The sequence below is a fragment of the Streptosporangium sandarakinum genome (genome assembly GCF_050942225.1).
GTDB classification, from domain to species: Bacteria; Actinomycetota; Actinomycetes; order Streptosporangiales; family Streptosporangiaceae; genus Streptosporangium; species Streptosporangium nondiastaticum.
In genome coordinates this window covers 6,211,197-6,234,640 of sequence record NZ_CP192034.1, presented here as the reverse complement: position 1 = coordinate 6,234,640, position 23,444 = coordinate 6,211,197, and the positions used below count along the sequence as shown (strand labels likewise).

Genomic DNA, 23,444 nt, shown 5'->3' with positions numbered 1-23,444 from the left:
TGGACCGGTGAACCCTCGTCCGAAGCGCCCCATCGACCGGCGTCTGCTGGCCGCCCTGGCGGAACACCCCGTCATGGCCTCGCTGGTCGGTGCGGAGATGGCCGACCGGTTCACCACCACCTCGACCCCGCTCGGCATCCTCGCCTCGGTCCCGCTCGGTGACCTGGCGGCGACGGTCCAGCGGACCGTCGCCGCCGGGAAGATCGTGTTCGTCAACATGGACTCGACCCCCGGGCTGGGCCACGACCCCGGCGCCCTGACCTACCTCAAGGGGATCGGGGCGATCGGGATCTGCTCCACCCGCGCGGCGATCATCGAGCGGGCGAACGGCCTGGGCCTGCTGGCCATGCAGAAGGTGTTCGTGACCGACCGGTCCAACCTGCGCCGCAGCCTCCAGTCCGTCGCCCGCTCCCAGCCGGACCTGGTCCAGCTCATGCCGGCGATCGTGCTGCGCTACATGGAGCGGCAGGCCAGGGACCTCGGGGTGCCGTATCTGGCCGCCGGGTTCGTCCAGGGCACGCAGGACGTGGCCGAGGCGCTCCACCACGGCGCCGCCGGAGTCTGCACCTCGGACGAGGGCCTGTGGGAGCTGCGCCGGTCCGCCCTGCGCGTCTCCTGAGGCACCTGCCCGCGCACCGGTCCGCCCGCCCGTCCTGACGCGTGCGCGGGGCGGGCCCGCGTGTCCCCGGCCGCCGCGTGATCCCGATCGCCGGCGGCCACTCCCGCTGAGCGGTCCCCGCTGAACGGTCTCCGCACGGAAGGACGACTCGTTGACGCCGACAACGCCGGACCCGTCCGGACCGCCCCCCGGGCCGCCGCCGGGCGGGACGGACGGAGCGGACGGGACGGCGCCCGGATCGGCCCCGCGGAGGGGCGGCCCGCGCCTGATGGCGTTCGCGCCCCCCGCGTTCGTCGTGCTCTGGAGCAGCGCGTTCATCGCGGGCATCCCCGGGCTTCAGGCCGCTCCGGCGTTGCTCCTGATGTTCGCGCGCTTCGCCCTGGCCGGGGTGCTGCTCACCGGGTACGCCCTGGTCACACGCGCCCCCTGGCCGCGCGGCCGGGCCGTGGCGCACATCGCCGTCACCGGTCTGCTGATCCAGGCCGTCCAGTTCGGCGCCTTCTACACCGCGCTCGGCATGGGCTTCCCGGCCGCCGTCGTCTCCCTCGTCCAGGGGCTCAGCCCCGTCGTCGTCGTGCTGGCCGGCCGGTTCCTCGGCGAGACGGTCACCCGGCGGCAGGCGCTCGGCTTCGCCCTCGGCGCCGCCGGTGTGGTCCTCGCCGTCGCCGACCGGGTGAGCCTCTCGATCTGGGGTGTGCTGCTGTGCCTGCTCGGGCTGCTCGGGCTGAGCGCCGGCACCCTCTACCAGAAGCGTTTCGTCCCCCGGATGGACGTCCGCACCGGGACCGCCGTGCAGCTCCTCGTCAGCGCCCCGGCGGTCGGGCTGGCCTGCCTGGCCGTCGAGACGCCGCGGGTGTCGGACTGGACGGCGTTCGGCGCGTCCGTGACCTGGATGGTGCTGGTCAACTCCATCGCGGCGTTCATCCTGCTCAACACGATGCTGCTCCGCTGGTCCGCCGGCCGGGTGAGCACGTTGTTCTTCCTGACCCCGTCGGTGACGGCGGTGCTGGCCTGGCTGCTCGTCGGCCAGTCGCTGCATCCGCTCGCCGTCGCGGGGCTCGTCCTCGGCGGCGCCGGCGTCCTGCTCGCCAACCGCCGGGACGCCCCGGAACAGGCGGCGGACGGCGGCGGCCCGGACTCGTCTCCGGCGGCTCCCACCGCGCGTCCGTCCGCCGGAGAAACCGACACCGAAGAGAACCTGGAATCGTCCGGAAAGGTGCTGTGATGAGAATCCGCGGAGCGGTCCTGGAGGAGATCGGCCGGTCCCGCCCGTACGCCGCGTCCCGGCCGCTGTCCGTCTCCGAGCTCGAACTGGACCCGCCCGGCGACGGCGAGCTCCTCGTCAGGATCGAGGCGGCGGGCGTGTGCCACTCCGACCTGTCGGTCGTCGACGGCAACCGGGTGCGCCCCGTCCCCATGCTCCTGGGGCACGAGGCGGCCGGCCTGGTGGAGCGGGTCGGCGCAGGCGTCGACGACGTCGAGGTCGGGCAGCGGGTCGTCATGACCTTCCTGCCCCGCTGCGGCGCGTGCGAGGGCTGCGCCACCGACGGGGTGACGCCCTGCGTCGCCGGAAGCGCGGCGAACAACGCGGGGACGCTGCTGGGCGGCGGTGTCCGCCTGCGCCGGGACGGCACCGAGGTCCTGCACCACCTCGGGGTGTCCGCCTTCGCCACCCACGCCGTCGTCGACCGGCACTCGGTCGTCCCGGTGGGCGAGGACGTGCCCCCCGAGGTCGCCGCGATCCTCGGCTGCGCCGTCCTCACCGGCGGCGGCGCGGTCGTCAACGCTGGCAGGCCGTCCCCCGGCCAGACGGTGATGGTCGTCGGACTCGGCGGCGTCGGCATGGCCGCGCTGATCACCGCCCTCGCCCTGGACGGCGTCACGGTCATCGGCGTCGACGGCAATCCGGACAAGCTCACCACCGCTCGGGAGCTGGGCGCCCACGCGACGTACGGCCCCGCCGAGGTCGCCGAGCTCGGGATCAGGGCGCCGGTCGTCATCGAGGCGGCCGGGAACGCCCGGGCCTTCGAGGCCGCGGTCGCCGCGACCGCTCCGGGCGGCCGCACCGTCACCGTCGGCCTCCCGGCGCCCGACGCCCGGTCGTCGATCTCGCCGCTCGGGCTCGTGGCGGAGGGCCGGACCATCATCGGGAGCTATCTCGGCTCGGCGGTCCCCGCCCGTGACATCCCCGTCTTCGCGCGGATGTGGCGCGAGGGCAGGCTCCCGGTCGAGGCGCTGGTGTCGGCGAGGATCCGGCTCTCGGAGGTGAACGAGGCGATGGACCAGCTCGCCGACGGGACCGCCATCCGCCAGGTCATCGTGTTCGACGACCCCTCCGGACGGCGCGTCTGATCCGCGGGTCCCGGGCGTCTCTCCCCGCGGGACCGGGTGGGCTCCGATCATGAGGATCGGAGCCCACCCGGCCGGGGTCAGCCCACCGTCACGGTGAGCGTTCCCTCGACCGCGGCCCAGCCGGGTCTCTTGATCCGGAGTGTGCCGGTGTAGCGTCCCGCGCCGGGGAAGGCGCGGGTGGAGACCGCGGTGAAGGCGCCGTTGTTCCACATCTCGGGGATGCTGCCCGGCCGGTCGGTGGTCAGGGTGACCGTCTCCTGGACGCCGTCGCTCCAGGAGATCGTGGCGGGCAGGTCGCCCGCGGCGTACCCGGGCGCGGTGACGGTCCACCGCGCCTGGCCGGGTGCGCCCGAGGCGCCCAGGACCGCGATCCGCCAGGGGACGTCGGCCGTGGGGAAGAAGTTGACCTTCGCGACCGTCATCCGACCGCCCGCGACCGACAGCCGCTCCTTGAAGTCCTGGTAGTCGCGCTGGGCCTGGGGGGTCCAGCCGACCTCCGCGGTGGCGATCACCCGGGGGTAGTTCCAGTACTCGGCCTGGCGGATGCCGCGGATCCACTCACCCCACAGCGCCGACTCCACGCCGTGCACGCTGGACTCGGCCACGCCGGGCAGGAACGCGCCGGGGTCCCAGCCGTAGTGCCGGTCGAGCCCGCACACCCCGCCGCAGGCCCAGGTGCCGCCCTGCGGCTGGCGCGGGTCCTGCCTCTGGGGCACGTAGGCGTTGGAGGCGGGGGAGAGGACCACCTCGGCGCCGTGCTCGGCGACGGCCCTGGACACCTGCGCCTTGTCGCCGCTCCAGTACTGGACGATCGCCTTGTCCTTGGGGAGCGCGGTGGAGGAGTACTCGTTCCAGCCCATCACGGTCTTGCCGAGGCCGGCGACGTCCTGGGTGAAGGCGTCGACCATCTTGGTGTAGTCGCCGTGGCCGGTGGAGTGGGCCTCGTCGCCGCCGATGTGCAGGTACGGTCCCGGGGTGAGCCGGGCGAGCTGCGTCAGCACCTGCTCGGCGAACTCGTAGGTGGCGGGCGAGGCGGAGTCCAGCGAGGAGTAGCCGACCGCGCCGGTGCCGTTGGCCGGCACGGTGGTCTGGCCGGGCGCGGGGCGGGGGAGCGCCCCCGCGGTGTTCAGCTGCGGGATGGCGTGCAACGCCGCGTTGGTGTGGCCGGGCAGGTCGATCTCGGGCACGACGACCATGCCGTTCTCGCCCGCGTACCGGACGATCTCGGTGTAGTCGGCCTTGGTGTAGAAGCCGGTGTGGCCCAGCTCGGTGCCCATCAGGTTGCCGTTGGCGTCCCGGGTCATCGCGGTGGCGCCGCTGACCCGGGTGAGCAGCCCGTAGTCGATGCCCGCGGGGTTGTCGGCGGGGGTGTCCATGGCGATGCGCCAGCCCTGGTCGTCGGTCAGGTGCAGGTGCAGCCGGTTGATCTTGTACTGCGCGGCCGTGTCGATGTAGCGCTTGACGTCGGCGACGGGGTAGAAGCTGCGCGCCACGTCGAGCATGACGCCCCGGTAGGCGAAGCGGGGGTAGTCGGTGATCGTCACGGCGGGCACCGACCGTGTCCCGCCGGCCGGTACCCACTGCGGCAGGAGCTGGCGCAGCGTCTGCACCGCGTTGAGCGCGCCGTTGGCGGTGGCGGCCTCGATGGTAACGGCGCCGGAGGTCACCTTGAGGGTGTAGCCCTCCGCCTCGTGCCCGGCGGGTCCCTTGCCCGGCCCGACGGAGACGAAGATCGGCGAGGGGCCGTCGCCGTGGGCGGCGACGCGGACCCGGTACCCGGTCGCGGTGCGCAGCAGCCGGGCCAGGTAGTCGGCCGGGGCCTGCGCGCCGGCGCCCGAGGTCACGATGCGCGTGTTGCCGTGCAGGACGAACGGCTGCCCGCCGTCCTCGGTCAGGGAGACGGGTTTGGGCAGCAGGCCGAGCGTCGGCTTGGGCGACCGGGGCAGGTTCCAGATCTCGAACTCCGAGATCGAGTAGCCGTAGCCGGCCCACCGCTTGCGTCCCTGCATGCGGACGTAGGAGACCGGCCGGTCCGCGCCGACGTCGATGACGTCGACGCGCGGGCAGGTGTCGCGCTGGAGGGAGGCGATGTCGGTCCAGGTGAGACCGTCGGCCGAGGTCTGCAGCACGAAGTCGCGGGCGCAGGCGTTGGGCCACCTGAGCGTGACGTGATCGACCTTCGACGGCTCGTCGAGCTTGACCTGCACCCAGTTGTCGTCGGCGTACTTGGACGACCAGCGGGTGGCGGAGTCTCCGTCGATCACGTGGGCGGCCGCGAAGTCCGGCCGGTCCAGCTCCACGCTGGAGGCTTCGGCGGTGCCGGACGGCGCCAGGTTGACGGGGGTGGGTGCGGCCGTCGCCGTGGACGGCGCCGGTGCGGCGAGAGGGAGGGCGGCGGCCAGGAGGGCGGCGAGGGAGAGCCGTTTGATCGGGGGGATCAAGCGACGGGGGGCGTCGGGCATGAGTCTCCTCAGGAACGATGACGGGGCCGGTGGTGCCGGGGGCCCGGTCGGTAACGCCAGAGTCTTCGCCTAGGCTCCTATTTAGTCAATAGTTCGGAATATAATCCTCCGAGGAGCGTTGCCTTTATTCCGAAGAGTTGACAAAAATTGACCTGACTGTCACCATGCGGGCATGAGCAGGCCCGCCGACGCGCTGCAGCGCCTCCGACGAGTTCACGAGGAGGCGGTGCTCGACAACCTCCGGACGAGTGGCGCGCTGAGCCGGGCCGAGCTGATGGCGCGCACCGGCCTGTCCCGGACCACCCTGTTCGCGATCATCTCAGACATGATCGAGCAGGGGGCGATCGTCGAGACCCGCGGCCCGGAGGCCGGCCCGCGTGGCCGGGGCCGCCCGGCGGCGCAGGTCAGGCTCAACCCCGAGGCCGGCCAGCTCATCGGGCTGGAGCTCGCCCGGCAGCAGGTCCGCGTCGCCGTGGCCAACGTCTCCCACCAGATCGTCGCCACCGACGCGATGGACCTGCCGCGGGACGGCGACCTCGACGCGCAGGCCGAGATCGCCGTCTCCCTGGTCAGGCGGGTGGTGCGGGAGCGCGGCGTGCGCCTGAGCGCGCTGGAGGCGATCGGGCTGGGGATCGTCGGCGTCGTGGACGATCCGGACGTGCCCCTGGGCCTGGTGCCGGCCCGATACTCCCCCATCACCGCGCGCCTGGAGCGGGAGTTCGGGGTCCGGGTGGCGGTCGACAACAACGCGAGGCTGGCGGCGCTGGCGGAACGCACCTGGGGTGCGGCGAGGTCCGTCGACAACGTGGTCTACGTGCGGTGGTCGGTCGGCGTCGGCGGGGGCTACATCCTCGGCGGCCGGCTGGTGCGCGGCGCGCACGGCGCGGCCGGGGAGCTCGGCCACGTCTCCCTGGACCCGGACGGACCGCCCTGCCACTGCGGAGGCCGCGGCTGCCTTGAGGGCCGTATCGGCGGCCCGGCGCTCCTGGACGCCTGCGCCGCCCGCGGCGTGGCGTTACCCGGCCTCGCCGAGCTGGTCACCGCGGCCCAGGACCGCGTGCCCGAGGTCTGCCAGGTGATCTCCGCCGCCGCGGGCGACCTCGGGAGGGTCCTGGCCGACACGGTGGTGCAGCTCGACCCGGAGCGGGTGGTCCTGGGCGGCGAGCTGTCCGCCCTCGGCAGCCTGGTGCTGGACCCGGTCCGCGGCACCGTCGCGTCCCTGTCGCTGCCGAACTCGCCGCGCAGGATCGACGTGGTCCCGGGCGACCTGGGGTCGAGCGCCTCGGCCCTGGGCGCGATCGCGCTGATGCTGCACGAGGAGCCGGTCATCGCCGAGCACCTGCGTCCGACGGTCGGCTGACAAAAAGATCTCACTCTCACCTCTTGTGGTTCATCCTTCCGCCAATTAACGTCAAGCCTCAGGAAAAATTTGACCGGAGGGTGAGTTTGAGTACCCCACGCAACGTCCTGTTCCTCATGACCGACCAGCACCGGACCGACACCCTGGGCTGCTACGGCAACCCGTCGGTGCACACCCCGGCGCTGGACGGCCTGGCCGCGGAGGGTGCTCGGTTCGACCGCTTCTACACTCCGACCGCGATCTGCACCCCCGCACGGGCGTCCCTGTTCACCGGCCTGCACCCGTTCAGACACGGCCTGCTGGTCAACCCCGAGCGCAACGGCGGCGCCCGCGACGAGGTGGCCGACGACCACCCGGTCCTGCCGGGGCCGCTGCTGGACGCCGGATACAACATGGGCCACGTGGGCAAGTGGCACATCGGGAGGAACCGCGGCCCGGAGTTCTACGCCATGGACGGCGAGCACCTGCCGGGCGCGCTGAACCCCTTCCACCACCCGTCCTACGAGCGGTGGCTGAAGGAGAACGGCCACCCGCCCTTCGCGGTGCGCGAGGCGGTCTTCGGCAAGGCCCCCAACGACTCCGGCCGCGGCCACCTGATCGCCGGCCGGCTCCAGCAGCCGGTCGAGGCCACCGTCGAGACCTTCCTCACCGACCGGACCATCGAGCTCCTGGAACGCTACGCCCGCGACTTCCGCGACGGCGGGAAGCCGTTCATGCTCTCCTGCCACTGGTACGGCCCGCACCTGCCCTACCTGATCCCCGACCACTACTACGACATGTACGACCCGTCGCTGGTCCCGCTGCCCGCCTCGATGGCCGAGACCTTCCACGGCAAGCCCGAGGTGCAGCGCCGTTACGCCGAGTACTGGTCGGCCGACCACTTCGACGCCGACGCCTGGCGCAAACTCATCGCGGTGTACTGGGGCTACGTCACGATGATCGACGACCAGATCGGCCGGCTGCTGGCCCGCCTGCGCGAGCTGGGCCTGTGGGACGAGACCACGGTGGTGTTCACCGCCGACCACGGCGAGTTCACCGGCTCCCACCGCCTCAACGACAAGGGGCCGGCGATGTACGAGGACATCTACCGCATCCCCGGCATCGTGCGCGTGCCCGGCGCGGCCCCCCGCGTCGTCGACGATTTCGTCACGCTCATCGACCTCAACCCGACGATCCTCGAACTGGCCGGGCTCCCGCCGCGGTCACCGTGCGACGGCGAGAGCCTGCTGCCGCTGATCAGAGGTGAGGCGGCCGACGGCCGCGACCAGGTCGTCACCGAGTTCCACGGCCACCACTTCCCCTACTCCCAGCGCATGATCAGGGACCGGCGGCACAAGTTCGTCTTCAACCCCGAGAGCGTGCACGAGCTCTACGACCTGCACAGCGACCCGCACGAGCTCAACAACGTCTACACCGTCCCGGCCTACGCGGAAGTGCGCCGGGACCTCACCCTCCGGCTCTACCGGGAGCTCCAGCGCCGGGGCGACCCCGCCTACACCTGGATGAGCTACATGGCCGACATCGGCGGCGACCGCGCCGCCGACGTGGACGGCGTCGCGGACGAGGTCGCGCCGTGAGCCGGTCCGCGAAGGGGTCCGCGAAGAGGCCGGCCCTGCTGCTCACCGCCGGCTCGGGCGTGCTCGGCCTGCTGGTCTGGACGCTGCTCGCCAACAGCGGCATCCAGGGTTTCCCCGGTCCGCTGTCGGTCGTCGAGCGCTTCGGCACGCTGGTCGGCGACGGGACGCTTCCCCTCGACCTGCTCGCCAGCCTCCGCAGGGTGCTGATCGGCTTCGCGCTCGGCGTGCTGCTCGCCGTACCCGTCGGTTTCCTCATGGGGTGGTATCCGGCGATCCGCGGCCTGATCGAGCCGTGGCTGCAGTTCTTCCGCATGGTCCCGCCGCTGGCGATCATCCCGCTGGCCATCGTCCTGCTGGGCATCGGCGAGACGCCGAAGATCTTCGTCATCTTCCTGGCCTCGTTCCTGTCCTCGGTCGTCTCGACCTTCCAGGGCGTGGTCTCGGTCGACAACACGCTGATCAACGCGGCCCGGGTGCTCGGCGCGAAGGACCGCACCGTCTTCACCGGCGTGGTCATCCCGGCCTCCACCCCCTTCATCCTGGTCGGCATGCGGATCGGCCTCGGCGCCTCGTGGGCCACGGTCGTCGCCGCCGAGCTCATCGCCGCCCAGGAAGGGCTCGGCTACCGGATGCAGCAGGCGCAGCTGTACTACGACCTTTCCACGATCTTCGTCCAACTGATCGTCATCGGCCTCGTCGGCCTGCTCATGGACCGCGCCCTGCTGCTGGCCGAGCGACGCCTGACCGGCTGGCAGGAACGGAGGTGAGCACGGTGACTCCCAAGATCGAGTTTCGCGGGCTCTCGCATCGCTTCGAGCTCGGCGCCGGCGAGTTCGCCGCGCTCGACGACGTCGACCTGTCGATCGCCGAGGGCGAGTTCGTCACCGTGGTCGGCCCGTCGGGATGCGGCAAGAGCACGCTGATGAACGCGGCCGCCGGCCTGCTGACCCCGACCGGGGGCGAGGTCCTGGTGGACGGCGCCGCCGTGCACGGCCCCAGCCCGCAGCGCGGGGTGATCTTCCAGCAGTACGCGCTCTTCCCCTGGATGAGCGTCCGCAAGAACGTCGAGTTCGGCTTGAAGATCGCCGGGGTCGGACAGGCCGAGCGGCGGGCGAAGGCCCAGCACTTCATCGACCTGGTCGGACTCACCGACTTCGCCGACGCGCTGCCCAGGACGCTGTCCGGTGGGATGAAGCAGCGCTGCGCCATCGCCCGCGCCTACGCCGTCGACCCCACCGTCCTGCTGATGGACGAACCCTTCGGCGCCCTCGACGCGCTGACCAGGGTCCAGCTCCAGGACCGGCTCCTGGACACCTGGAGCCGGGAGCGGCGGACGGTCATGTTCATCACCCACGACGTGGACGAGGCGGTCTACCTGGCCAACCGGGTGATCGTCATGGCCGCCCGGCCGGGCCGCGTCCACCAGGTCATCGACGTCGGCCTGCCCTACCCCCGCTCGGAGGAGATCAGGCTGTCACCCGAGTTCGCCGAACTGCGCCGGCAGGTCTGGCACGCCGTCTACCACCAGCCCACCACGCTCGAAGGATCCCCCTGATGAAGTCCCCCCTCCGGGTGGCCGCCGCCGCTCTGGTCCTCCTGCTGCCCCTGACCGGCTGCTCCTCCGGCGACGACGACGGCTCCAAGGCCGTGCGGTTCGGCTACATCGCCGACTTCTCCGGCGCGGCCGTCCTGGCCGTCGCCGACGAACAGGACCTGTGGGCCAAGCACGGCCTCAAGCCGGACCTGAAGGTGTTCACCAACGGCCCGCTGCAGGTCCAGGCGCTCGGCGCGGGCGACCTCGACTTCGGTTACATCGGCTCCGGCGCGGCCTGGCTGCCGGCCAGCGGCAAGGCGAAGATCATCGCCCCGAACATGCTCGGCATAGCCGACAGGGTGATCACTCACGCCGGTTCGGGCATCAAGGGGATCGCCGACCTGAAGGGCAAGAAGATCGGGGTCCCCGAGGGCACCTCCGGCGACATGATCCTGCAGCTGGCCCTGAAGCAGGCCGGGTTGACCATCAAGGACGTGCAGAAGGTCAACATGGACCCGAGCACCGTGGTCACGGCGTTCTCCGCCAAGCAGGTCGACGCGGCGGCCATCTGGTACCCGCTGATCGACAACATCAAGAAGAACGTCCCCGACCTGGTCGAGCTGACCAAGAGCGAGGACTTCTACCCCCAGGTCAGCTTCCCCAGCTCGTTCGTCGCCCGCAACGAGATCGTCAAGGACGACCCCGCGACGACCACCAAGGTCATCAAGGTGATCCAGGAGGCCGACGACTGGATCGCCGCGCACACCGCCGAGGCCGAACAGCTCACCGCGACCTTCCTGAAGGCGCCGGCCGAGCGGTTCAAGGGCGCGTCCGCGGTCACCAGGATCCTTCCGACCTCCGAGCTGACCAAGCTCGCGGGTGACGGAACGGTGGGCGGCTGGTACAAGAACCTGGCCGACGTCTTCGTCGGAATGGGCAAGATCACGGAGTCGCCCGACCCCGGCACCTACTTCACCGCCGACCTCTACCGGAACGCGGCAAGCGGCTGATGACGGACGCCTGCTGCGCGCCGGGCCGGGGTCCCGTCCGGGAACGCTCCATCGCCGCCCCCGCCCCCGCTTTCGCTTCCGCTTCCGCTTCCGCGCGACGCGCGAACGCCGGTGGCGGCATGGTGGCCATCCCGGGCGGCGCCTTCCTCATGGGCGGCGAGGACCCCGACGGCTGGGCGGCGGACGGCGAGGGACCGGTGCGGGAGGTGACGCTGTCGCCGTTCCTCGTCGACCCTGTGTGCGTGACCAACGCCAAGTTCGCCACCTTCGTCAAGGCCACCGGTCACCGGACCGACGCCGAACGGTACGGCTGGTCGTTCGTCTTCCGGCACTTCGCCGACCCGCGCCACGTCATCGACGGCACCGTCCCGGGCGCCCCCTGGTGGGTGGCGGTGGCGGGCGCCGACTGGCGTCACCCGGAAGGCCCCGGATCGGACGTCAGGTCGCGGCAGAACCACCCGGTCGTCCATGTCTCCTGGAACGACGCGACCGCCTACGCGGCCTGGGCGGGCAAACGGCTGCCCACCGAGGCCGAGTGGGAGATGGCGTCGCGCGGCGGGCTCGTCCAGGCCCGTTACCCCTGGGGTGACGAGCTGACGCCGCGAGGGCGGCACCGGTGCAACATCTGGCAGGGCACGTTCCCGCACTCGAACACCGGAGCCGACGGGTACGTCGGCACCGCGCCGGTCAAGTCCTTCGCGCCGAACGGGTACGGCCTCCACAACACCTCGGGCAACGTCTGGGAGTGGTGCCAGGACCGGTGGAGCACCGACTGGCACGCCGCGGAGTCCGCGCTCACCCGGGTGGACCCGCAGGGCCCGCCGACCGGCGAGGCACGGGTGATCCGCGGCGGCTCCTACATGTGCCACGAGTCCTATTGCAACCGCTACCGGGTGGCCGCGCGGACCGGCAACACGCCCGACTCCTCCACCGGGCACAGCGGCTTCCGCTGCGCGCTCTCCCGCTGACCCGCCCCGCGGCCCCTCACCGGGCGCCGGGGCCGGGGCCGGTGCGGCCGCCGGCCCCGTGGCCTCCGGGGGGCGGTGCCCCCTCAGGTGAGCGCGGGGGACTTCCGCCAGATCCTGCTGCGCAGGTCCATCCCGCGGATGACCTGGATCCGGTACGGCTCCAGCCGCAGGACGTGCAGCTTCGGGTCGGACGGCGAGCGCCAGAAGTTCCCGAGGTCGTACCCGGCCCCCCTCGGGCTGGTCCTGCGGTACAGGTCCCACACGTGCCGCCTGGCCTCCAGGTCGTCTACCCAGCCGGCGACCGCGTCGACGGCGACGGAGTCGTTGCCGGGCGACCAGTAGGAGAAGCTCGTGTTCGGGTTCCCCGCCAGATGGGCGGCCTTGACGGGCGTCCTGTAGGTGGCCAGCCAGCCCAGGGGCTCACCGTCGGCGTTCTCCCAGACGGGGATGAGCACGCGGGTGCGCGGCCGGTTGGCGGCGTCGACGGTGACCATGGTGGAGTAGACGATCGAGCCGACGAAGGCGTTGAACTCCTGCTCGATGTCGGCGAAGACGGTGGTCATCGGGTGCGTCCCTTCACGAGCCCGAAGGCGCTGACCGCCGCGGCCAGGACCGCCGCGACGAGCGGCACGACGAGGGCGGGCCGGTAGCCGCCGGCGAGGTTCTGCGAGGTGGAGATGACGGCGGTGGTGGCGGCCAGGCCGAGCGCGGCGCCGAACTGGAAGGAGGTGTAGAGGAGCCCGCCCGCGAGTCCCTGCTCGCTCTCGTCGATGCCGTCGGTGGCGACGATCGTCAGCGGGCCGTAGGCGAGGGCGAACGCCACCCCGAGGATGATCATCGTGGGGAACATGGCGGCGTAGGTCCAGTCCATGCCGACGGGCAGGAACAGCGCGTACGACAGGGTGGCCAGCAGCAGGCCGTACAGGATGACCTTGGCGTTGCCGAAGCGGTTGACCAGCCTGGGGGTCAGGGTCGGCGCGAGGATCGCGTCGGCGCCGATCGCGAGCATGGCCAGGCTCGTCTCCAGCGAGGTCCAGCCGCGCATTTCCTGCAGGTAGAGCACCGCGACGAACTGGAAGCCGAAGAACCCGGCGGAGAAGAGCAGGCCCATCACGTTGGCGCGCAGCAGCGGCCCCGAGCGGAGGATGCCGAGCCGTACCAGAGGGTGGGGTGACCTGCGCTCGATCATCACGAAGGCGGCGAACAGCGCCAGCGCCGCGGCGATCGTCGCCGCCGTCATGCCGGGACCCACGTGGGTGGCGCGCTCGATGCCGCCGACCAGCAGCATGATGGCACCGGTGACCGTGACCGCGCCCGCCAGGTCCACCCGCCGCCCCGCGGGCCGCTGCCGCTCCGGCCTCGGGATCAGCGGCACCGCCGCCACCAGGATGAGCAGCGAGAGGAGGGCGGGCGCGAACAGCACCCACCGCCAGTCGGCCTCGGCGAGCAGGCCGCCGAGCACCAGCCCGAGCGAGAACCCGCCGGCCGCGGTGCCCGAGTAGATCAGAAGCGCCTGGTTGCGCTGCCTGCCCTCCTCGAAGCCGGTCGTGATGATCGACAGGCCGGCGGGGGTCATGACCGCCGCCGCGACGCCCGCGAGGAACCGCGCCGCGATGAGCATCCATCCCTCGCTCGCCAGGCCGCCGAGCGCGGACACCACCATGAAGACCGCGAGCCAGGACAGGAACATGGAGCGTCGCCCGAACAGGTCCGCGGCCCTGCCGCCCAGCAGCATGAACCCTCCGTAGCCGAGCACGTAGGCGCTCATCACCCACTGCAGCTCGCCGGTGGACAGGCCGAGGTCGGCCCTGATCGCGGGCAGGGCGACGTTGAGCATGGCGACGTTGACGCCTTCAAGGAAGATCGCGCCGCACAGGACGAGGAGCATGCCCCACGCGCGCGGCGTCATCCGGCCGAGCGGGGGTGATTGGACGATGGCAGACATGGCGAATCCCTGGGTAAGGAAAAGTGAGTCGGTTCCTTCTTGTAACCGAGAGCATCATCCGTGACCATGGGGAAGCATGGAAGACGGCACTTCAAAGGCACCGGGTTACCTCTGCGGAACCATGGACGACGTGTGGCAATGGGACACGCGGGCGGACTGCGATGTCCGGCACATCCTCGACAGGGTCGCCGACAAGTGGTCGCTGCTCGTCATCGCCCTCCTGGACCGCAGGACCATGCGCTTCACCGAGCTCCGCCGCGAGATCGACGGTGTGAGCCAGCGCATGCTGACGGTGACGCTGCGCCATCTGGAGCGCGACGGCCTCGTGGAGCGCACCGTCCATCCCGTGGTGCCGCCGCGCGTCGACTACGCGCTCACCCCGCTCGGCGCGACGCTGCACGAGGTGATCAAGACGCTGGTCGTCTGGACCGAGGAGCACCAGAACCACATCGCCGCGGCGCGCTCCGCCTACGACGCCAGGATCGCCGCCGAGGAAGGGCTGCTCGGCGCCCCCTAGACCGCTCGTGCCGCCGGCCTCCCCGCCGCCGGACGGGGGCGGGGAGGCCGGCGGCGTTTGCCGGTTGCCGGGGAGGGAAGCCGTCCGCTGGGTCGATCGGCGGGATCGACGCGGTGTTACGGAGGTTCCCATGCTGCGGCAGGAGCGGAAGGTCGGCACGGTCGCGGTGATCGCCCACCAGCGGAAGACGATCGGCGGCGGGCTGGACGAGCTGCGCAGGCTCCTCGCGGAGGAGGGCGTCGAGGACCTGCTCTGGCACGAGGTGCCCAAGAGCAAGAAGGCGCCCAAGCAGGTGCGCAAGGCCCTCAAGGAGGGCGCGGACCTGGTGGTCGTGTGGGGCGGTGACGGCATGGTGCAGCGCTGCGTGGACGTGCTCGCCGGCTCCGGCGTCACCATGGCGATCATCCCGGCGGGTACGGCCAACCTCTTCGCGCGCAACCTCGGCATCCCCGAGGACCTCCCCGAGGCGGTGCGGATCGCCTTCCACGGGGAGAGCCGCAAGCTGGACCTGGGCAAGGTCAACGGGGAGCACTTCGCCGTCATGGCCGGCCTCGGTTTCGACGCCGAGATGATCAAAGACGCCGACCGGGGGCTGAAGGACCGGCTGGGCCGGGCGGCCTACTTCTGGACCGGCCTGCGGCACGTCCGCGGCGAGCTCGTGCACATGGAGGTCAAGCTCGACAAGACCACCTGGTTCGAGGGGGAGGCGAGCTGCCTGCTGCTGGGCAACGTCGGCACCATCACCGGGGGCATCGAGGCGTTCGACGACGCGCAGCCCGACGACGGATGGCTGGAGATCGGCATCACCACGGCCAGCGGCCCCATCCAGTGGGCGCGGGTACTCGGCCGGATGAGTGCCGGGCGGTCCGACGAGTCCCCCTTCGTCCGGATGACCCGGGCGCGCAAGATCAAGGTCAAGCTCGCCGCGCCGATGTCGTACGAGCTGGACGGGGGCGCCAAGGGCACCGTCACCGAGCTGAAGGCCAAGGTCGTGCCCGGCGGCATCACCGTCCGCGTCCCCGTCGCCGCGACCGGGAAGGACGACCGGACCGTGGAGCACCCCGGCGACCGCGAGCACCCGGACGGCCGGAGCTGACGGCCGCCCCGCGGCGGGCTCCGGCGGGCTTCGGTGGGCTCCGGTGGGCTCCGGCGGTGAGGACGTTCGCTCAGGACAGCGCCACGAAGGCGCCGGCGCCGATGAGGGCGACGGCCCAGGCGAGGTCGAGGTTGAACCACGCCCTGCGCAGCACCGCCACCCCCAGCCGGTCGTAGACGACCAGCGCCACGACGGTGGTCGTGGCCAGCATGGCCAGCGCGTGGGTCGCCGTGGCGACCAGGCTCTGCGAGGCCAGCGCGGCGGCCCCGTCGCCCTCGTGCAGGGTGACGGGGACGACCATCAGGCCCGCGCCGTGGGCGGTGGACATCAGGAACGACCACCCGGCGAGCTGCCAGGCGTTGACCCGCATGCCCGTCCGCCGGTGACGGTGGCGCCGCAGCAGCCGCCAGACGCCGAACCCGGCCACCAGCGCCGCGACGCCGTACGTGACGATCCGGGGCGGGGCCGCCAGCCGGGCCGCCGACACCAGCGCCAGCGTGGCCAGCACCGAGCCGGCGTGGCCGAGCACGATGGGCGGCAGCGCCCGCAGCACCGCCGCCCGCGAGCGTTCCTGCAGGCCGAGGGCGACCGCGAACAGCCAGCCCATCGCCGGGTTCAGGCCGTGGAAGGCGCCGAGCCCGGCCAGGATGAACAGGGACGTCAGGTCCATGGGCCCGTCCCACCCCCTTCGACGACCGTGGTCCGCGGGTCCGGCTCGGCGTCCGCGGCGTCGGCCATGCCCGCTCCGTCTCCTTCGGTGACCGCGGCTCCTCTCAGGGGAAGCAGTAGGAGTCGGAGGAGGAGTCACCGCCCTGCAGCCGGACCTGGTGGGCGCGCCGGCCGTCGGCGGCGAAGTCGACGAAGAACGACTCGTCGAGGGAGAGCGAGCCGTCCTCGCCGACGTCCACCCTGACCATCCAGCTGGAGACGCCGTCGGGGTAGAAGACGTCGTCCCAGGAGCGGTAGAGGGAGTTGGTGAAGTACACCCGCCGGCCGTCCCTGCTGGTCTCGACCATCTGCGGGCCGCCGTTCAGCGACCGGCCGGGGGCGGCGGGGTGGGCGGCACGCCGGGCGATGCCGCCGAGCCGTACCGAGCCGGTCTGGCGTGGCGCGAACGGGTCGGAGACGTCGTAGGCCCGCAGTTCGCCCGTGCCCCAGCAGGAGACCAGCAGGAACCGGTCGTCGAGGGACAGCGAGATGTCGGTGGCCAGCGGCGGGACCGCGCCGAACTGCCGGAGCGGCGCCGGGAGCGCCTCGGCGGGCGCCGGTTCGGCCGGGATCGTGATGGTCTTGCGGGCCTTCCAGACGCCGTCCTCCAGGTACCAGGTGAAGACGGCCGCCGACAGGTCCTCGACGTTGATCACCGTGTTGACGAAGCCATGGGTCTTCGTCGGGTCGTGGGAGGGACGCAGCTCCAGGGCCATCTGGTGCTCGTCGCCCAGGTCGATCTCCTGCAGGTGCCGGCGCTTGACCAGGTCCCAGACGTGCAGCCGGTGACCGTACCGACGGCCGGCCAGCATCTCCAGCGACGGTCCGGGCTCGATCTGGTTGGGCGTCGCCCACTCGCTGGTGATCATCGTGTCGTGGCCCAGGTGCCACCAGAAGTCGTAGTGCAGCTCCTGCGGCCCGCGGTCGACCTCCCAGCGGCCCTGGGGCTCGAAGGTGTCGTGGTCGAGGGTGAAGATCCCTCCGGGGGCGTCGCCGTTCACGTCGCCGAGGGCGCTGACGTAGATCGCGTCGGTGCCGCAGTGGACGGTGTGCGGGCGGCTGTAGCCCGTTCTGGCGAAGAGCGTCTCCGGCTCGATCGTCTTGACGATCCGGGGGCGCCTCGGGTCGTCCTTGACGTCGAGGATGTGGATCCTGCTGGAACGCAGCCCCGGCACGACGAGGTAGCGCCGCTCGACGTGCGGATGCGGCGCGTACGGGCACAGGGCCGCGCTGCACACGTTCCAGCCGAAGTGGTGGAGTTCGTCGCCGGGGACCGGCATGTCGAGTGTGGCGGCGATCGACCCGTCGGACAGGTCGACGGTGGCGATCGCGTCGGGGCGCCCGCCGCCCGCGGCGTCGAGCAGGGCGACGTAGGCGAGTTCCTCCCGGGGCGCGCGCATGGCCTCGCGGGCGGACGGATAGAAGGTGGGATCGGGCTGGATGAGTGCCATGGCGGACTCCTGAGCCGAGATAGATACCCTACCAATAAAGTGGGAAAACTCTTCGCTGTCCAGAGGTGATTTTAGGTAACCGCTCCGGCGGGACCGCGGGTGGCGCGCCGGGGGCGTCGCGGTCGGCCGGACGCGCCCCGGCGGGGACTCAGGACGGAATCGGGATGGTGACCGGCTCCAGACCCTCCGGGGCCTTGCCGGGGTAGACGCCGGACAGCATCGTGGCCACGGTGTAGAGATGCCAGACCTGGGTGGGCTTCTTCAGCGCCGGCCCGTCGAACAGCGCGCGGACCGCGTCGGGGCTCACGATCGGCGCCAGCAGGTCGAGGTGGCCGAGCACGTGGTCGCGCAGCAGGCCGGTCAGCTCCTCCCCGGGGCTCGTCCGCCAGTTCCACCCGCCGCCGCCGGTCTTCGGCGCCGACAGCGTCTGCGGCCTGCGCTGCCAGGGGTAGTAGCGCCTCCCGGCGGTGAACCGCCACGGCTTGCCCTCGATCGGGACGTGCCTGAGCGGCGGCGCGAGCCGGCCGATGAGCTCGTAGATGACCTCCTCCGACAGCCGCCAGAGCTGGTCCAGGCCCAGCGCCGCCCGCACCACCCGGTTGTCGAGGAACGGCCAGACGGGGTCGCCCCGGCGGTGGGCCCCGGCGCGGGCCCCGGCCTGCCAGCGGCCGACCTTGTAGGCGATGTACATGTGGTCGAGCGCCTCCAGGGCCGGCCGCTCCTGCCAGGGGCGGGCCAGCTCGCGGGCGTGCTCGTTGGCCTCCCCGCGGAACAGCGCCTTCTCCCGCAGGAACGTCGTGTCGATCCGGCGGCGGAGCGCCTCGGCGCTCAGGTCGGACTGCAGCAGCAGGAACCCGCCCGCCCGCAGGATCTCCCCGCTCTGCCCCGACATGGTGGGTTTGGCGTTGTAGGGCAGGTAGCCGACGATCGACTCGTAGGCCGAGGTCATGCCCTCGCACGCCCGCAGCGTCTCGTACGTCCGCGCCAGCGGGTGCTCGACGACGATGGCGTCCTTCTTCTCCGCGCGGACCGGGGGGATCACCGTGTGATCGATGCCGAGCGCCTGGGCGATCCGCCCGGCGATGACCACGTCGGGGTGGGTGTCCAGGCCGTTGGTGGTGGCGCGCAGCGGGATGCCGGCCGCGTGCAGCACCGCCGCGACCAGGCGGCTGTCGCGGCCGCCGGTCAGGGCCAGGTTCACCGGCTCACCGGCCGCGCGCAGCGGCTCCACGGTCGCGAGCAGGGCGTCGGCCAGCTCCTCCACCAGCGCCTTCTTCTGCCTGCGCGAGGTGGGCGCGGGCCCGGCGGTGGGCAGCGGGTTCTCGGTGATCGTACGGCGCCCGCCCGCGACGGTGACGACCGAGGCCGGGGGCAGCGCGCTCACCCCCCGGTAGGGGGTCTCGTCGGACAGGAAGTAGCCCTGGCGCACCATCGACTGCAGCGCGAGGACGTCCCACTCGATCCGCTCGCCCGCGGCGGCGAGGTGGACCAGCAGCGCCCGGCTGCCGACGATGTGCAGGTCGGGGGTCTCCGCGTAGTAGACGGGGCTGGCACGGTGGATCGCCGTGGCGGCCGACAGCTCCGCCGTGGTCGCCCGGAACACCGCGAAGCAGCCGCTCACCGCCTGGGTGTCCAGGTGCGCCGCGCCCGCCAGCCGGTCCACCTCGCCGGGCGCGGCGAGGTAGCCGTTCACCCCGGTCACCCGGTCCGGCCCGGTCACCAGCAGGGGCGGCTTGCGGGAGTCGTCGGGCTCGTTGGTCCAGGCGAACATCGAGACGCCGGGACGGTGCCATTCCCGGGACCTGATGACCTCGGGAGGGACGGGGAACGCGGTGTCGATCGCGTTCCGCACGGTGTGCAGCGTCTCCTCCGGGATCACCGCCCCCGGGTGTCTGGCCGCCAGGCCGAGATACACGCGCATGGTGAGAAATCTTATGGCGTGTTTTTTCCAGACATATAGGTATCTGCCGTAAGCCTGGACACCGCATCCGCCGAACGGGCGCGCCGGTCACGCGCCGGGCACGGTTGACGCTCGCTTGGGTCAAGCGTCCGGCGCGGACGCGGCAGGGGCCGTCGTAACGGGTGACGCGTACCCCCTACGGAGGCGACATGAACCCGCGCCCGCTCGCCATCGCCCTCACCGTGATCCTCCTGATGCTCGCCGCCGCCTGCGGAAGCGGTTCGAACTCTCCCGCGCCCGCCCGTCCGGAGAGCGACTCCGGGCAGGCGCCCCCGGGCGTCTCCCAGGAGCGCGACTCCTCCGGCCGGCGGGACGCCACCGCCGAGCAGATCTCCACCTTCGCCCTCGACGTGGACACCGCGTCCTACGACTACGCCAGGCGGCTGCTGAAGGAGGGGCAGCGGCCGGAACCGGCCCGGATCCGGCCCGAGGAGTTCGTCAACTCCTTCCGGCAGGACTACCCGGAACCCTCCGACAACGGCTTCACCGTCCAGGTGGACGGCGCCCGCGTGCCGGGCGACGGCTCCGCGCTGGTCCGAGTCGGCCTGCGGACCCGCGGCGCGGCGTCCGGCGCGCGGCGTCCGGCGAACCTGACCTTCGTGGTCGACGTCTCCGGGTCGATGGCCGAGCCCGGCAGGCTCGACCTGGTCCGCGAGGCCCTGCACACGCTCGTCGACCAGCTCGGGGCGGGGGACCGGGTCTCGCTCGTCGCCTTCAGCGAGGAGGCCGAGCCGATCATCCCCATGACCTCGGCGAGCGGCCGCGACCGGCTGCACGCCGCCGTCGACCGGCTGGCCGTACGGGGGACCACCAACCTGGAGGCCGGGCTGACCGCCGGCTACGCCGAGGCGGCCCGGAGCTTCAGCCCGGCGGCCACCAACCGGGTCATCCTGCTCTCCGACGGCCTGGCCAACACCGGCGAGACGAGCTGGCGGGGCATCCTGGACCGGGTGGCCGACAACGCCGGGCGGCGGATCACCCTGCTGTGCGTCGGCGTCGGCCGCGAGTACGGCGACGAGCTCATGGAGCAGCTCGCCGACAACGGCGACGGCGCCGCCGTCTACGTCAGCACGGCCGACGACGCCCGCCGGGTCTTCGCCGAGCAGCTCGCCGCCAACCTCGACCTGCGGGCCCGCGACGCCAAGGCGCAGGTCGTGTTCAACCCCTCGACGGTGGAGTCCTACCGGCTGGTCGGCTACGAGAACCGCCGGCTCACCGCTGAGGACTTCCGCGACGACGCCGCGGACGGCGGGGAGGTCGGCCCGGGCCACGCGGTGACGGCCCTGTACGACGTGCGGCTGCGTGAGGGGGCGGGCGGCCAGCTCCTCACCGCCGCCGTCCGCTGGCAGGACCCCGACACCCGGGCGCCGGGCGAGACCAGCCGCTCGGTGGAGATCGGCGACCTGGCGGGCTCACCGTGGGAGGGGCCGTCGCCGAGGTTCCAGGTGGACGTGGTGGCGGCCGCGTTCGCCGAGTATCTCCGCGCCCGCGAGCCGATCGCCGGGGTGGACTCCGGGGAGCTCGCCCGGCAGGCCGCCCGCCTGGCGGCCCTCACCGAGGACGCCGCCGTGCGCGAGCTCGCCGACCTGATCGGCCGGGCCACGTCCCTCGGCTGAGCGCCGGGCGGGCCGTACCGGGCCGTGCGACCTGATCGGCCGGGCGGTGCCACTCCGCCGGGCACCGGGGGCCGTACCGGGCCACGCCGCGCCATTCCTCCCGGTGGCATCGAGCCGGTCGGGCATCGTGTCGCGCCGCGCCGTACCACGCCGCGCCGTTCCGGGGGCGCCGAATCGAGTACGGCTCACGGTCCGATGTCCTATACACTGGCTTGGTGCCGCCGGGTGAAGGCCGGGCGGAGCACCGAGGGGCTATGGCGCAGCTGGTAGCGCGCCTCCATGGCATGGAGGAGGTCTGGGGTTCGAATCCCCATAGCTCCACAGAAGGGCCGTTCCTGAGATGGCCCGAAGGTGGTTGACGAGATCCCGTCCGATCGGCTCGATCGGGCGGGATCTCGCCGTTTCCCGACCGGTGGTGTCGCAGCGGGGGAGAACCGCTGATCGTCCTGGAACGTCGTCCTCGGCGTCGACGAAGCCGACCCGGCCGCTTTCGGCGGCGGTCCAGATGCCCTCGTCGCGGATGCCGCGGGCGTGCGCGTGCGTGCCGGTGAAGTTCCGCATGAACCACGAGGGCCGCAGTACCGCCCACTGTTCGAACAGGTCGGGCAGGGCCCGGTGCACCGTTCCCACCGCCGGGCCGCCTTCGGGGACGGCCGAGGAGCTCAGCAGCACCGCGCGGTGCACGCCGGCGGTGCGGGCCCGATGGAGGAACGGCAGCATGATCGTCGCCGCCTCCCCTCTCGCCTGCGGGTGCCCTACGCACTCTGAAGTTCCCACTTCCCATTGGGGAGCTACGTGCCCATGATGGCGCAAGGCGCTTTTAGGAACCATCCTTCCGCCCGGTACGAAAGGCAAGGCAATGAGCACGCTCTCCATCTCCCTTCCCGGCGGCACCTGGGCCCTGGGCGACCTGACCGTCACCCGCTTCGGCTACGGCGCCATGCAGCTCGCCGGCCCCTGGGTCATGGGGCCGCCCGCCGACCGCGACGGCGCACTCGCCGTCCTGCGCGAGGCCGCCGACCTCGGCATCACCCACATCGACACCTCCGGCGCCTACGGACCGCACATCACCAACCAGCTGATCCGCGAAGCGCTGCACCCGTACTCCGGCTCGCTGCGCATCGTGACCAAGGTCGGTGCGGTCCGGGACCAGGAGGGAGGCTGGCCTCCGGCCCGGCGGCCCGAAGACCTGCGCCGCGCCGTCCACGAGAACCTCCGGGACCTCGGCCTGGAGACGCTGGACGTGGTCAACCTCCGCCTCGGCGACGCTCAGGGCCCCCGGTCCGGCTCACTCGCCGAGGCGTTCGAGACCCTCGTCGAACTCCAGCGGCAGGGCCTGATCCGGCACCTCGGCGTGAGCAACGCCACGGCGGAACAGGTCGCCGAGGCACGCTCGATCGCGCCGATCGTGTGCGTGCAGAACATGTACAACCTCGCCCATCGCCAGGACGACGAACTGATCGACGAGCTCGCCGAGCAGGGCATCGCCTACGTGCCCTTCTTCCCGCTCGGCGGCTTCACCCCGCTGCAGTCCTCGGCGCTCACGGCCGTGGCCTCCCGGCTGGAGGCGACGCCGATGTCGGTCGCCCTGGCCTGGCTGCTGCGGCGGTCGCCGAACATCCTGCTGATCCCCGGCACCTCGTCGGTGGCGCACCTGCGTGAGAACGTCGCGGGCGCGGGACTCCCGCTCTCCGACGAGGATCTCGCCGAACTGGACGAGATCGGCCGTTGACGGCGAGAGGGCATCACGTGGCGTGGTGCCCTCTCAGGTGACGCGGGTGTCATAGGTCTCGCGGTTGGCGAGCACATCGTCCATGTGCACCTCGGCCCAGGCCTTGACGCCGCGCATCGTCTCATGCAGCGACAGGCCGAGTTCGGTCAGCTCGTAGGAGACCGTGACGGGCACGGTCGGCACCACGGTGCGGGCCACCAGGCCGTCGCGCTCCAGGGAGCGCAGCGTCTGAGTGAGCATCTTCTGGCTGACGCCGGCCAGCAGCCGGGCCAACTCCGAGTAGCGCATTGCCCCGGGCTCGCCGGCGCAGTCGGCGCCCGGCCGATGTGCGCCGCCGAGCGCGGCCATGATCAGCGTGACCCATTTGTTGGAGATCCGGTCGAGCAGCTTGCGACTGGGGCAGGCCGCCACGAAGGCGTTGTACTCCGCCTTGGCCTGTGCCCTGCGCTGGGCCGCCGACATCGTCGCCATCCGCCGCTCCTCTCACCGGTGAGTGCCCCACGCACTCTGAAGTGACTACTTCCCATTAGGAAGCTA

Annotated in this window: 20 protein-coding genes and 1 tRNA gene; 14 read left to right on the top strand and 7 right to left on the bottom strand. The window is 72.0% G+C overall.

The annotated features are described in order from the left end of the window. The first annotated feature begins 7 nt into the window (after positions 1–7). The 3 genes from ACQP10_RS28720 (at position 8) to ACQP10_RS28710 (ending at position 2,971) form a co-directional block, all read left to right on the top strand. Entirely contained in the window at positions 8–619 is a 612-nt protein-coding gene (locus ACQP10_RS28720; protein ID WP_346019647.1) for a glycerol-3-phosphate responsive antiterminator, read from the top strand. 268 nt (positions 620–887) lie between these two features. Continuing rightward, entirely contained in the window at positions 888–1,844 is a 957-nt protein-coding gene (locus ACQP10_RS28715; RefSeq protein ID WP_433540066.1) for a DMT family transporter, read from the top strand. Continuing rightward, positions 1,844–2,971: an alcohol dehydrogenase catalytic domain-containing protein gene (locus tag ACQP10_RS28710; RefSeq protein ID WP_433540065.1), complete on the top strand. Its 1,128-nt coding sequence runs from the start codon at positions 1,844–1,846 to the stop codon at positions 2,969–2,971. Before ACQP10_RS28715 ends, ACQP10_RS28710 begins: the two co-directional genes overlap by 1 nt. 77 nt (positions 2,972–3,048) lie before the next feature. Here ACQP10_RS28710 and ACQP10_RS28705 read toward each other — a convergent pair whose 3' ends face one another. Continuing rightward, complete coding sequence (locus ACQP10_RS28705; protein ID WP_433540064.1) at positions 3,049–5,433, bottom strand: family 20 glycosylhydrolase; 2,385 nt, start codon at positions 5,431–5,433, stop codon at positions 3,049–3,051. Positions 5,434–5,605: 172 nt separating this feature from the next. On the opposite strand from ACQP10_RS28705, the gene ACQP10_RS28700 reads away from it, so the two are divergent. The 6 genes from ACQP10_RS28700 to ACQP10_RS28675 all read left to right on the top strand — a co-directional run bounded on the left by ACQP10_RS28700 (position 5,606) and on the right by ACQP10_RS28675 (position 11,882). Then, positions 5,606–6,793: an ROK family transcriptional regulator gene (locus tag ACQP10_RS28700; protein WP_433540063.1), complete on the top strand. Its 1,188-nt coding sequence runs from the start codon at positions 5,606–5,608 to the stop codon at positions 6,791–6,793. Between the two features lie 86 nt (positions 6,794–6,879). Continuing rightward, complete coding sequence (locus tag ACQP10_RS28695) at positions 6,880–8,370, top strand: sulfatase-like hydrolase/transferase (protein WP_433540062.1); 1,491 nt, start codon at positions 6,880–6,882, stop codon at positions 8,368–8,370. Further along, positions 8,367–9,137, top strand: coding sequence for an ABC transporter permease (locus ACQP10_RS28690; RefSeq protein ID WP_346019653.1), 771 nt, complete (start codon positions 8,367–8,369; stop codon positions 9,135–9,137). Before ACQP10_RS28695 ends, ACQP10_RS28690 begins: the two co-directional genes overlap by 4 nt. Before the next feature lie 5 nt (positions 9,138–9,142). Further along, on the top strand, positions 9,143–9,925 hold the full coding sequence (locus ACQP10_RS28685; protein ID WP_386149436.1) for an ABC transporter ATP-binding protein: 783 nt from the start codon (positions 9,143–9,145) through the stop codon (positions 9,923–9,925). Beyond that, positions 9,925–10,914 (top strand): aliphatic sulfonate ABC transporter substrate-binding protein, encoded by a 990-nt coding sequence (locus ACQP10_RS28680; RefSeq protein ID WP_399499502.1) that lies wholly within the window; start codon positions 9,925–9,927, stop codon positions 10,912–10,914. Before ACQP10_RS28685 ends, ACQP10_RS28680 begins: the two co-directional genes overlap by 1 nt. A gap of 119 nt (positions 10,915–11,033) precedes the next feature. Further along, a complete protein-coding gene (locus ACQP10_RS28675) occupies positions 11,034–11,882 on the top strand; it encodes a formylglycine-generating enzyme family protein (protein WP_433540061.1) in 849 nt (282 codons plus the stop codon). Positions 11,883–11,965: 83 nt separating this feature from the next. On the opposite strand, the gene ACQP10_RS28670 is transcribed toward ACQP10_RS28675, so the two are convergent. Together ACQP10_RS28670 and ACQP10_RS28665 are read right to left on the bottom strand one after the other, a co-directional pair. Then, positions 11,966–12,445 (bottom strand): pyridoxamine 5'-phosphate oxidase family protein, encoded by a 480-nt coding sequence (locus ACQP10_RS28670; protein ID WP_346019657.1) that lies wholly within the window; start codon positions 12,443–12,445, stop codon positions 11,966–11,968. Then, entirely contained in the window at positions 12,442–13,827 is a 1,386-nt protein-coding gene (locus ACQP10_RS28665) for an MFS transporter (RefSeq protein WP_346019658.1), read from the bottom strand. Before ACQP10_RS28665 ends, ACQP10_RS28670 begins: the two co-directional genes overlap by 4 nt. A gap of 76 nt (positions 13,828–13,903) precedes the next feature. Between ACQP10_RS28665 and ACQP10_RS28660 the strand changes: the two genes are divergently transcribed. Together ACQP10_RS28660 and ACQP10_RS28655 are read left to right on the top strand one after the other, a co-directional pair. After that, the gene (locus ACQP10_RS28660) at positions 13,904–14,344 is read left to right on the top strand and encodes a winged helix-turn-helix transcriptional regulator (protein WP_346019659.1); all 441 of its coding nucleotides are present in this window, start codon (positions 13,904–13,906) and stop codon (positions 14,342–14,344) included. 130 nt (positions 14,345–14,474) lie between these two features. After that, on the top strand, positions 14,475–15,440 hold the full coding sequence (locus ACQP10_RS28655; protein ID WP_346019660.1) for a diacylglycerol/lipid kinase family protein: 966 nt from the start codon (positions 14,475–14,477) through the stop codon (positions 15,438–15,440). Between the two features lie 70 nt (positions 15,441–15,510). On the opposite strand, the gene ACQP10_RS28650 is transcribed toward ACQP10_RS28655, so the two are convergent. From ACQP10_RS28650 to ACQP10_RS28640, 3 genes are all read right to left on the bottom strand, one after another. Beyond that, positions 15,511–16,110, bottom strand: a complete 600-nt coding sequence (locus tag ACQP10_RS28650) for a hypothetical protein (protein ID WP_346019661.1) — start codon at positions 16,108–16,110, stop codon at positions 15,511–15,513. A gap of 103 nt (positions 16,111–16,213) precedes the next feature. Then, positions 16,214–17,599, bottom strand: coding sequence for a selenium-binding protein SBP56-related protein (locus ACQP10_RS28645; RefSeq protein ID WP_433540060.1), 1,386 nt, complete (start codon positions 17,597–17,599; stop codon positions 16,214–16,216). Between the two features lie 148 nt (positions 17,600–17,747). Continuing rightward, positions 17,748–19,520 (bottom strand): asparagine synthase-related protein, encoded by a 1,773-nt coding sequence (locus ACQP10_RS28640; RefSeq protein ID WP_346019663.1) that lies wholly within the window; start codon positions 19,518–19,520, stop codon positions 17,748–17,750. A gap of 188 nt (positions 19,521–19,708) precedes the next feature. On the opposite strand from ACQP10_RS28640, the gene ACQP10_RS28635 reads away from it, so the two are divergent. The 3 genes from ACQP10_RS28635 (at position 19,709) to ACQP10_RS28625 (ending at position 22,907) form a co-directional block, all read left to right on the top strand. Beyond that, the gene (locus tag ACQP10_RS28635; protein WP_346019664.1) at positions 19,709–21,175 is read left to right on the top strand and encodes a vWA domain-containing protein; all 1,467 of its coding nucleotides are present in this window, start codon (positions 19,709–19,711) and stop codon (positions 21,173–21,175) included. Between the two features lie 248 nt (positions 21,176–21,423). After that, positions 21,424–21,496, top strand: a tRNA-Ala gene (locus ACQP10_RS28630). 538 nt (positions 21,497–22,034) lie between these two features. Next, a complete protein-coding gene (locus ACQP10_RS28625) occupies positions 22,035–22,907 on the top strand; it encodes an aldo/keto reductase family oxidoreductase (RefSeq protein WP_433540059.1) in 873 nt (290 codons plus the stop codon). Between the two features lie 33 nt (positions 22,908–22,940). Here ACQP10_RS28625 and ACQP10_RS28620 read toward each other — a convergent pair whose 3' ends face one another. Further along, the gene (locus ACQP10_RS28620; RefSeq protein ID WP_390004675.1) at positions 22,941–23,378 is read right to left on the bottom strand and encodes a winged helix-turn-helix transcriptional regulator; all 438 of its coding nucleotides are present in this window, start codon (positions 23,376–23,378) and stop codon (positions 22,941–22,943) included. Positions 23,379–23,444 lie beyond the last annotated feature (66 nt).

What these genes read in the sequence shown, in the direction of transcription:
- ACQP10_RS28645 (WP_433540060.1), bottom strand. Translation starts at nt 17,599, where the DNA reads ATGGCACTCATCCAGCCCGATCCCACCTTCTATCCGTCCGCCCGCGAG.
- ACQP10_RS28715 (WP_433540066.1), top strand. Translation starts at nt 888, where the DNA reads ATGGCGTTCGCGCCCCCCGCGTTCGTCGTGCTCTGGAGCAGCGCGTTC.
- ACQP10_RS28635 (WP_346019664.1), top strand. Translation starts at nt 19,709, where the DNA reads ATGAACCCGCGCCCGCTCGCCATCGCCCTCACCGTGATCCTCCTGATG.
- ACQP10_RS28665 (WP_346019658.1), bottom strand. Translation starts at nt 13,827, where the DNA reads ATGTCTGCCATCGTCCAATCACCCCCGCTCGGCCGGATGACGCCGCGC.
- ACQP10_RS28655 (WP_346019660.1), top strand. Translation starts at nt 14,475, where the DNA reads ATGCTGCGGCAGGAGCGGAAGGTCGGCACGGTCGCGGTGATCGCCCAC.
- ACQP10_RS28670 (WP_346019657.1), bottom strand. Translation starts at nt 12,445, where the DNA reads ATGACCACCGTCTTCGCCGACATCGAGCAGGAGTTCAACGCCTTCGTC.
- ACQP10_RS28620 (WP_390004675.1), bottom strand. Translation starts at nt 23,378, where the DNA reads ATGGCGACGATGTCGGCGGCCCAGCGCAGGGCACAGGCCAAGGCGGAG.
- ACQP10_RS28650 (WP_346019661.1), bottom strand. Translation starts at nt 16,110, where the DNA reads ATGGACCTGACGTCCCTGTTCATCCTGGCCGGGCTCGGCGCCTTCCAC.
- ACQP10_RS28700 (WP_433540063.1), top strand. Translation starts at nt 5,606, where the DNA reads ATGAGCAGGCCCGCCGACGCGCTGCAGCGCCTCCGACGAGTTCACGAG.
- ACQP10_RS28625 (WP_433540059.1), top strand. Translation starts at nt 22,035, where the DNA reads ATGAGCACGCTCTCCATCTCCCTTCCCGGCGGCACCTGGGCCCTGGGC.
- ACQP10_RS28660 (WP_346019659.1), top strand. Translation starts at nt 13,904, where the DNA reads ATGGAAGACGGCACTTCAAAGGCACCGGGTTACCTCTGCGGAACCATG.
- ACQP10_RS28675 (WP_433540061.1), top strand. Translation starts at nt 11,034, where the DNA reads ATGGTGGCCATCCCGGGCGGCGCCTTCCTCATGGGCGGCGAGGACCCC.
- ACQP10_RS28705 (WP_433540064.1), bottom strand. Translation starts at nt 5,433, where the DNA reads ATGCCCGACGCCCCCCGTCGCTTGATCCCCCCGATCAAACGGCTCTCC.
- ACQP10_RS28680 (WP_399499502.1), top strand. Translation starts at nt 9,925, where the DNA reads ATGAAGTCCCCCCTCCGGGTGGCCGCCGCCGCTCTGGTCCTCCTGCTG.
- ACQP10_RS28640 (WP_346019663.1), bottom strand. Translation starts at nt 19,520, where the DNA reads ATGCGCGTGTATCTCGGCCTGGCGGCCAGACACCCGGGGGCGGTGATC.
- ACQP10_RS28710 (WP_433540065.1), top strand. Translation starts at nt 1,844, where the DNA reads ATGAGAATCCGCGGAGCGGTCCTGGAGGAGATCGGCCGGTCCCGCCCG.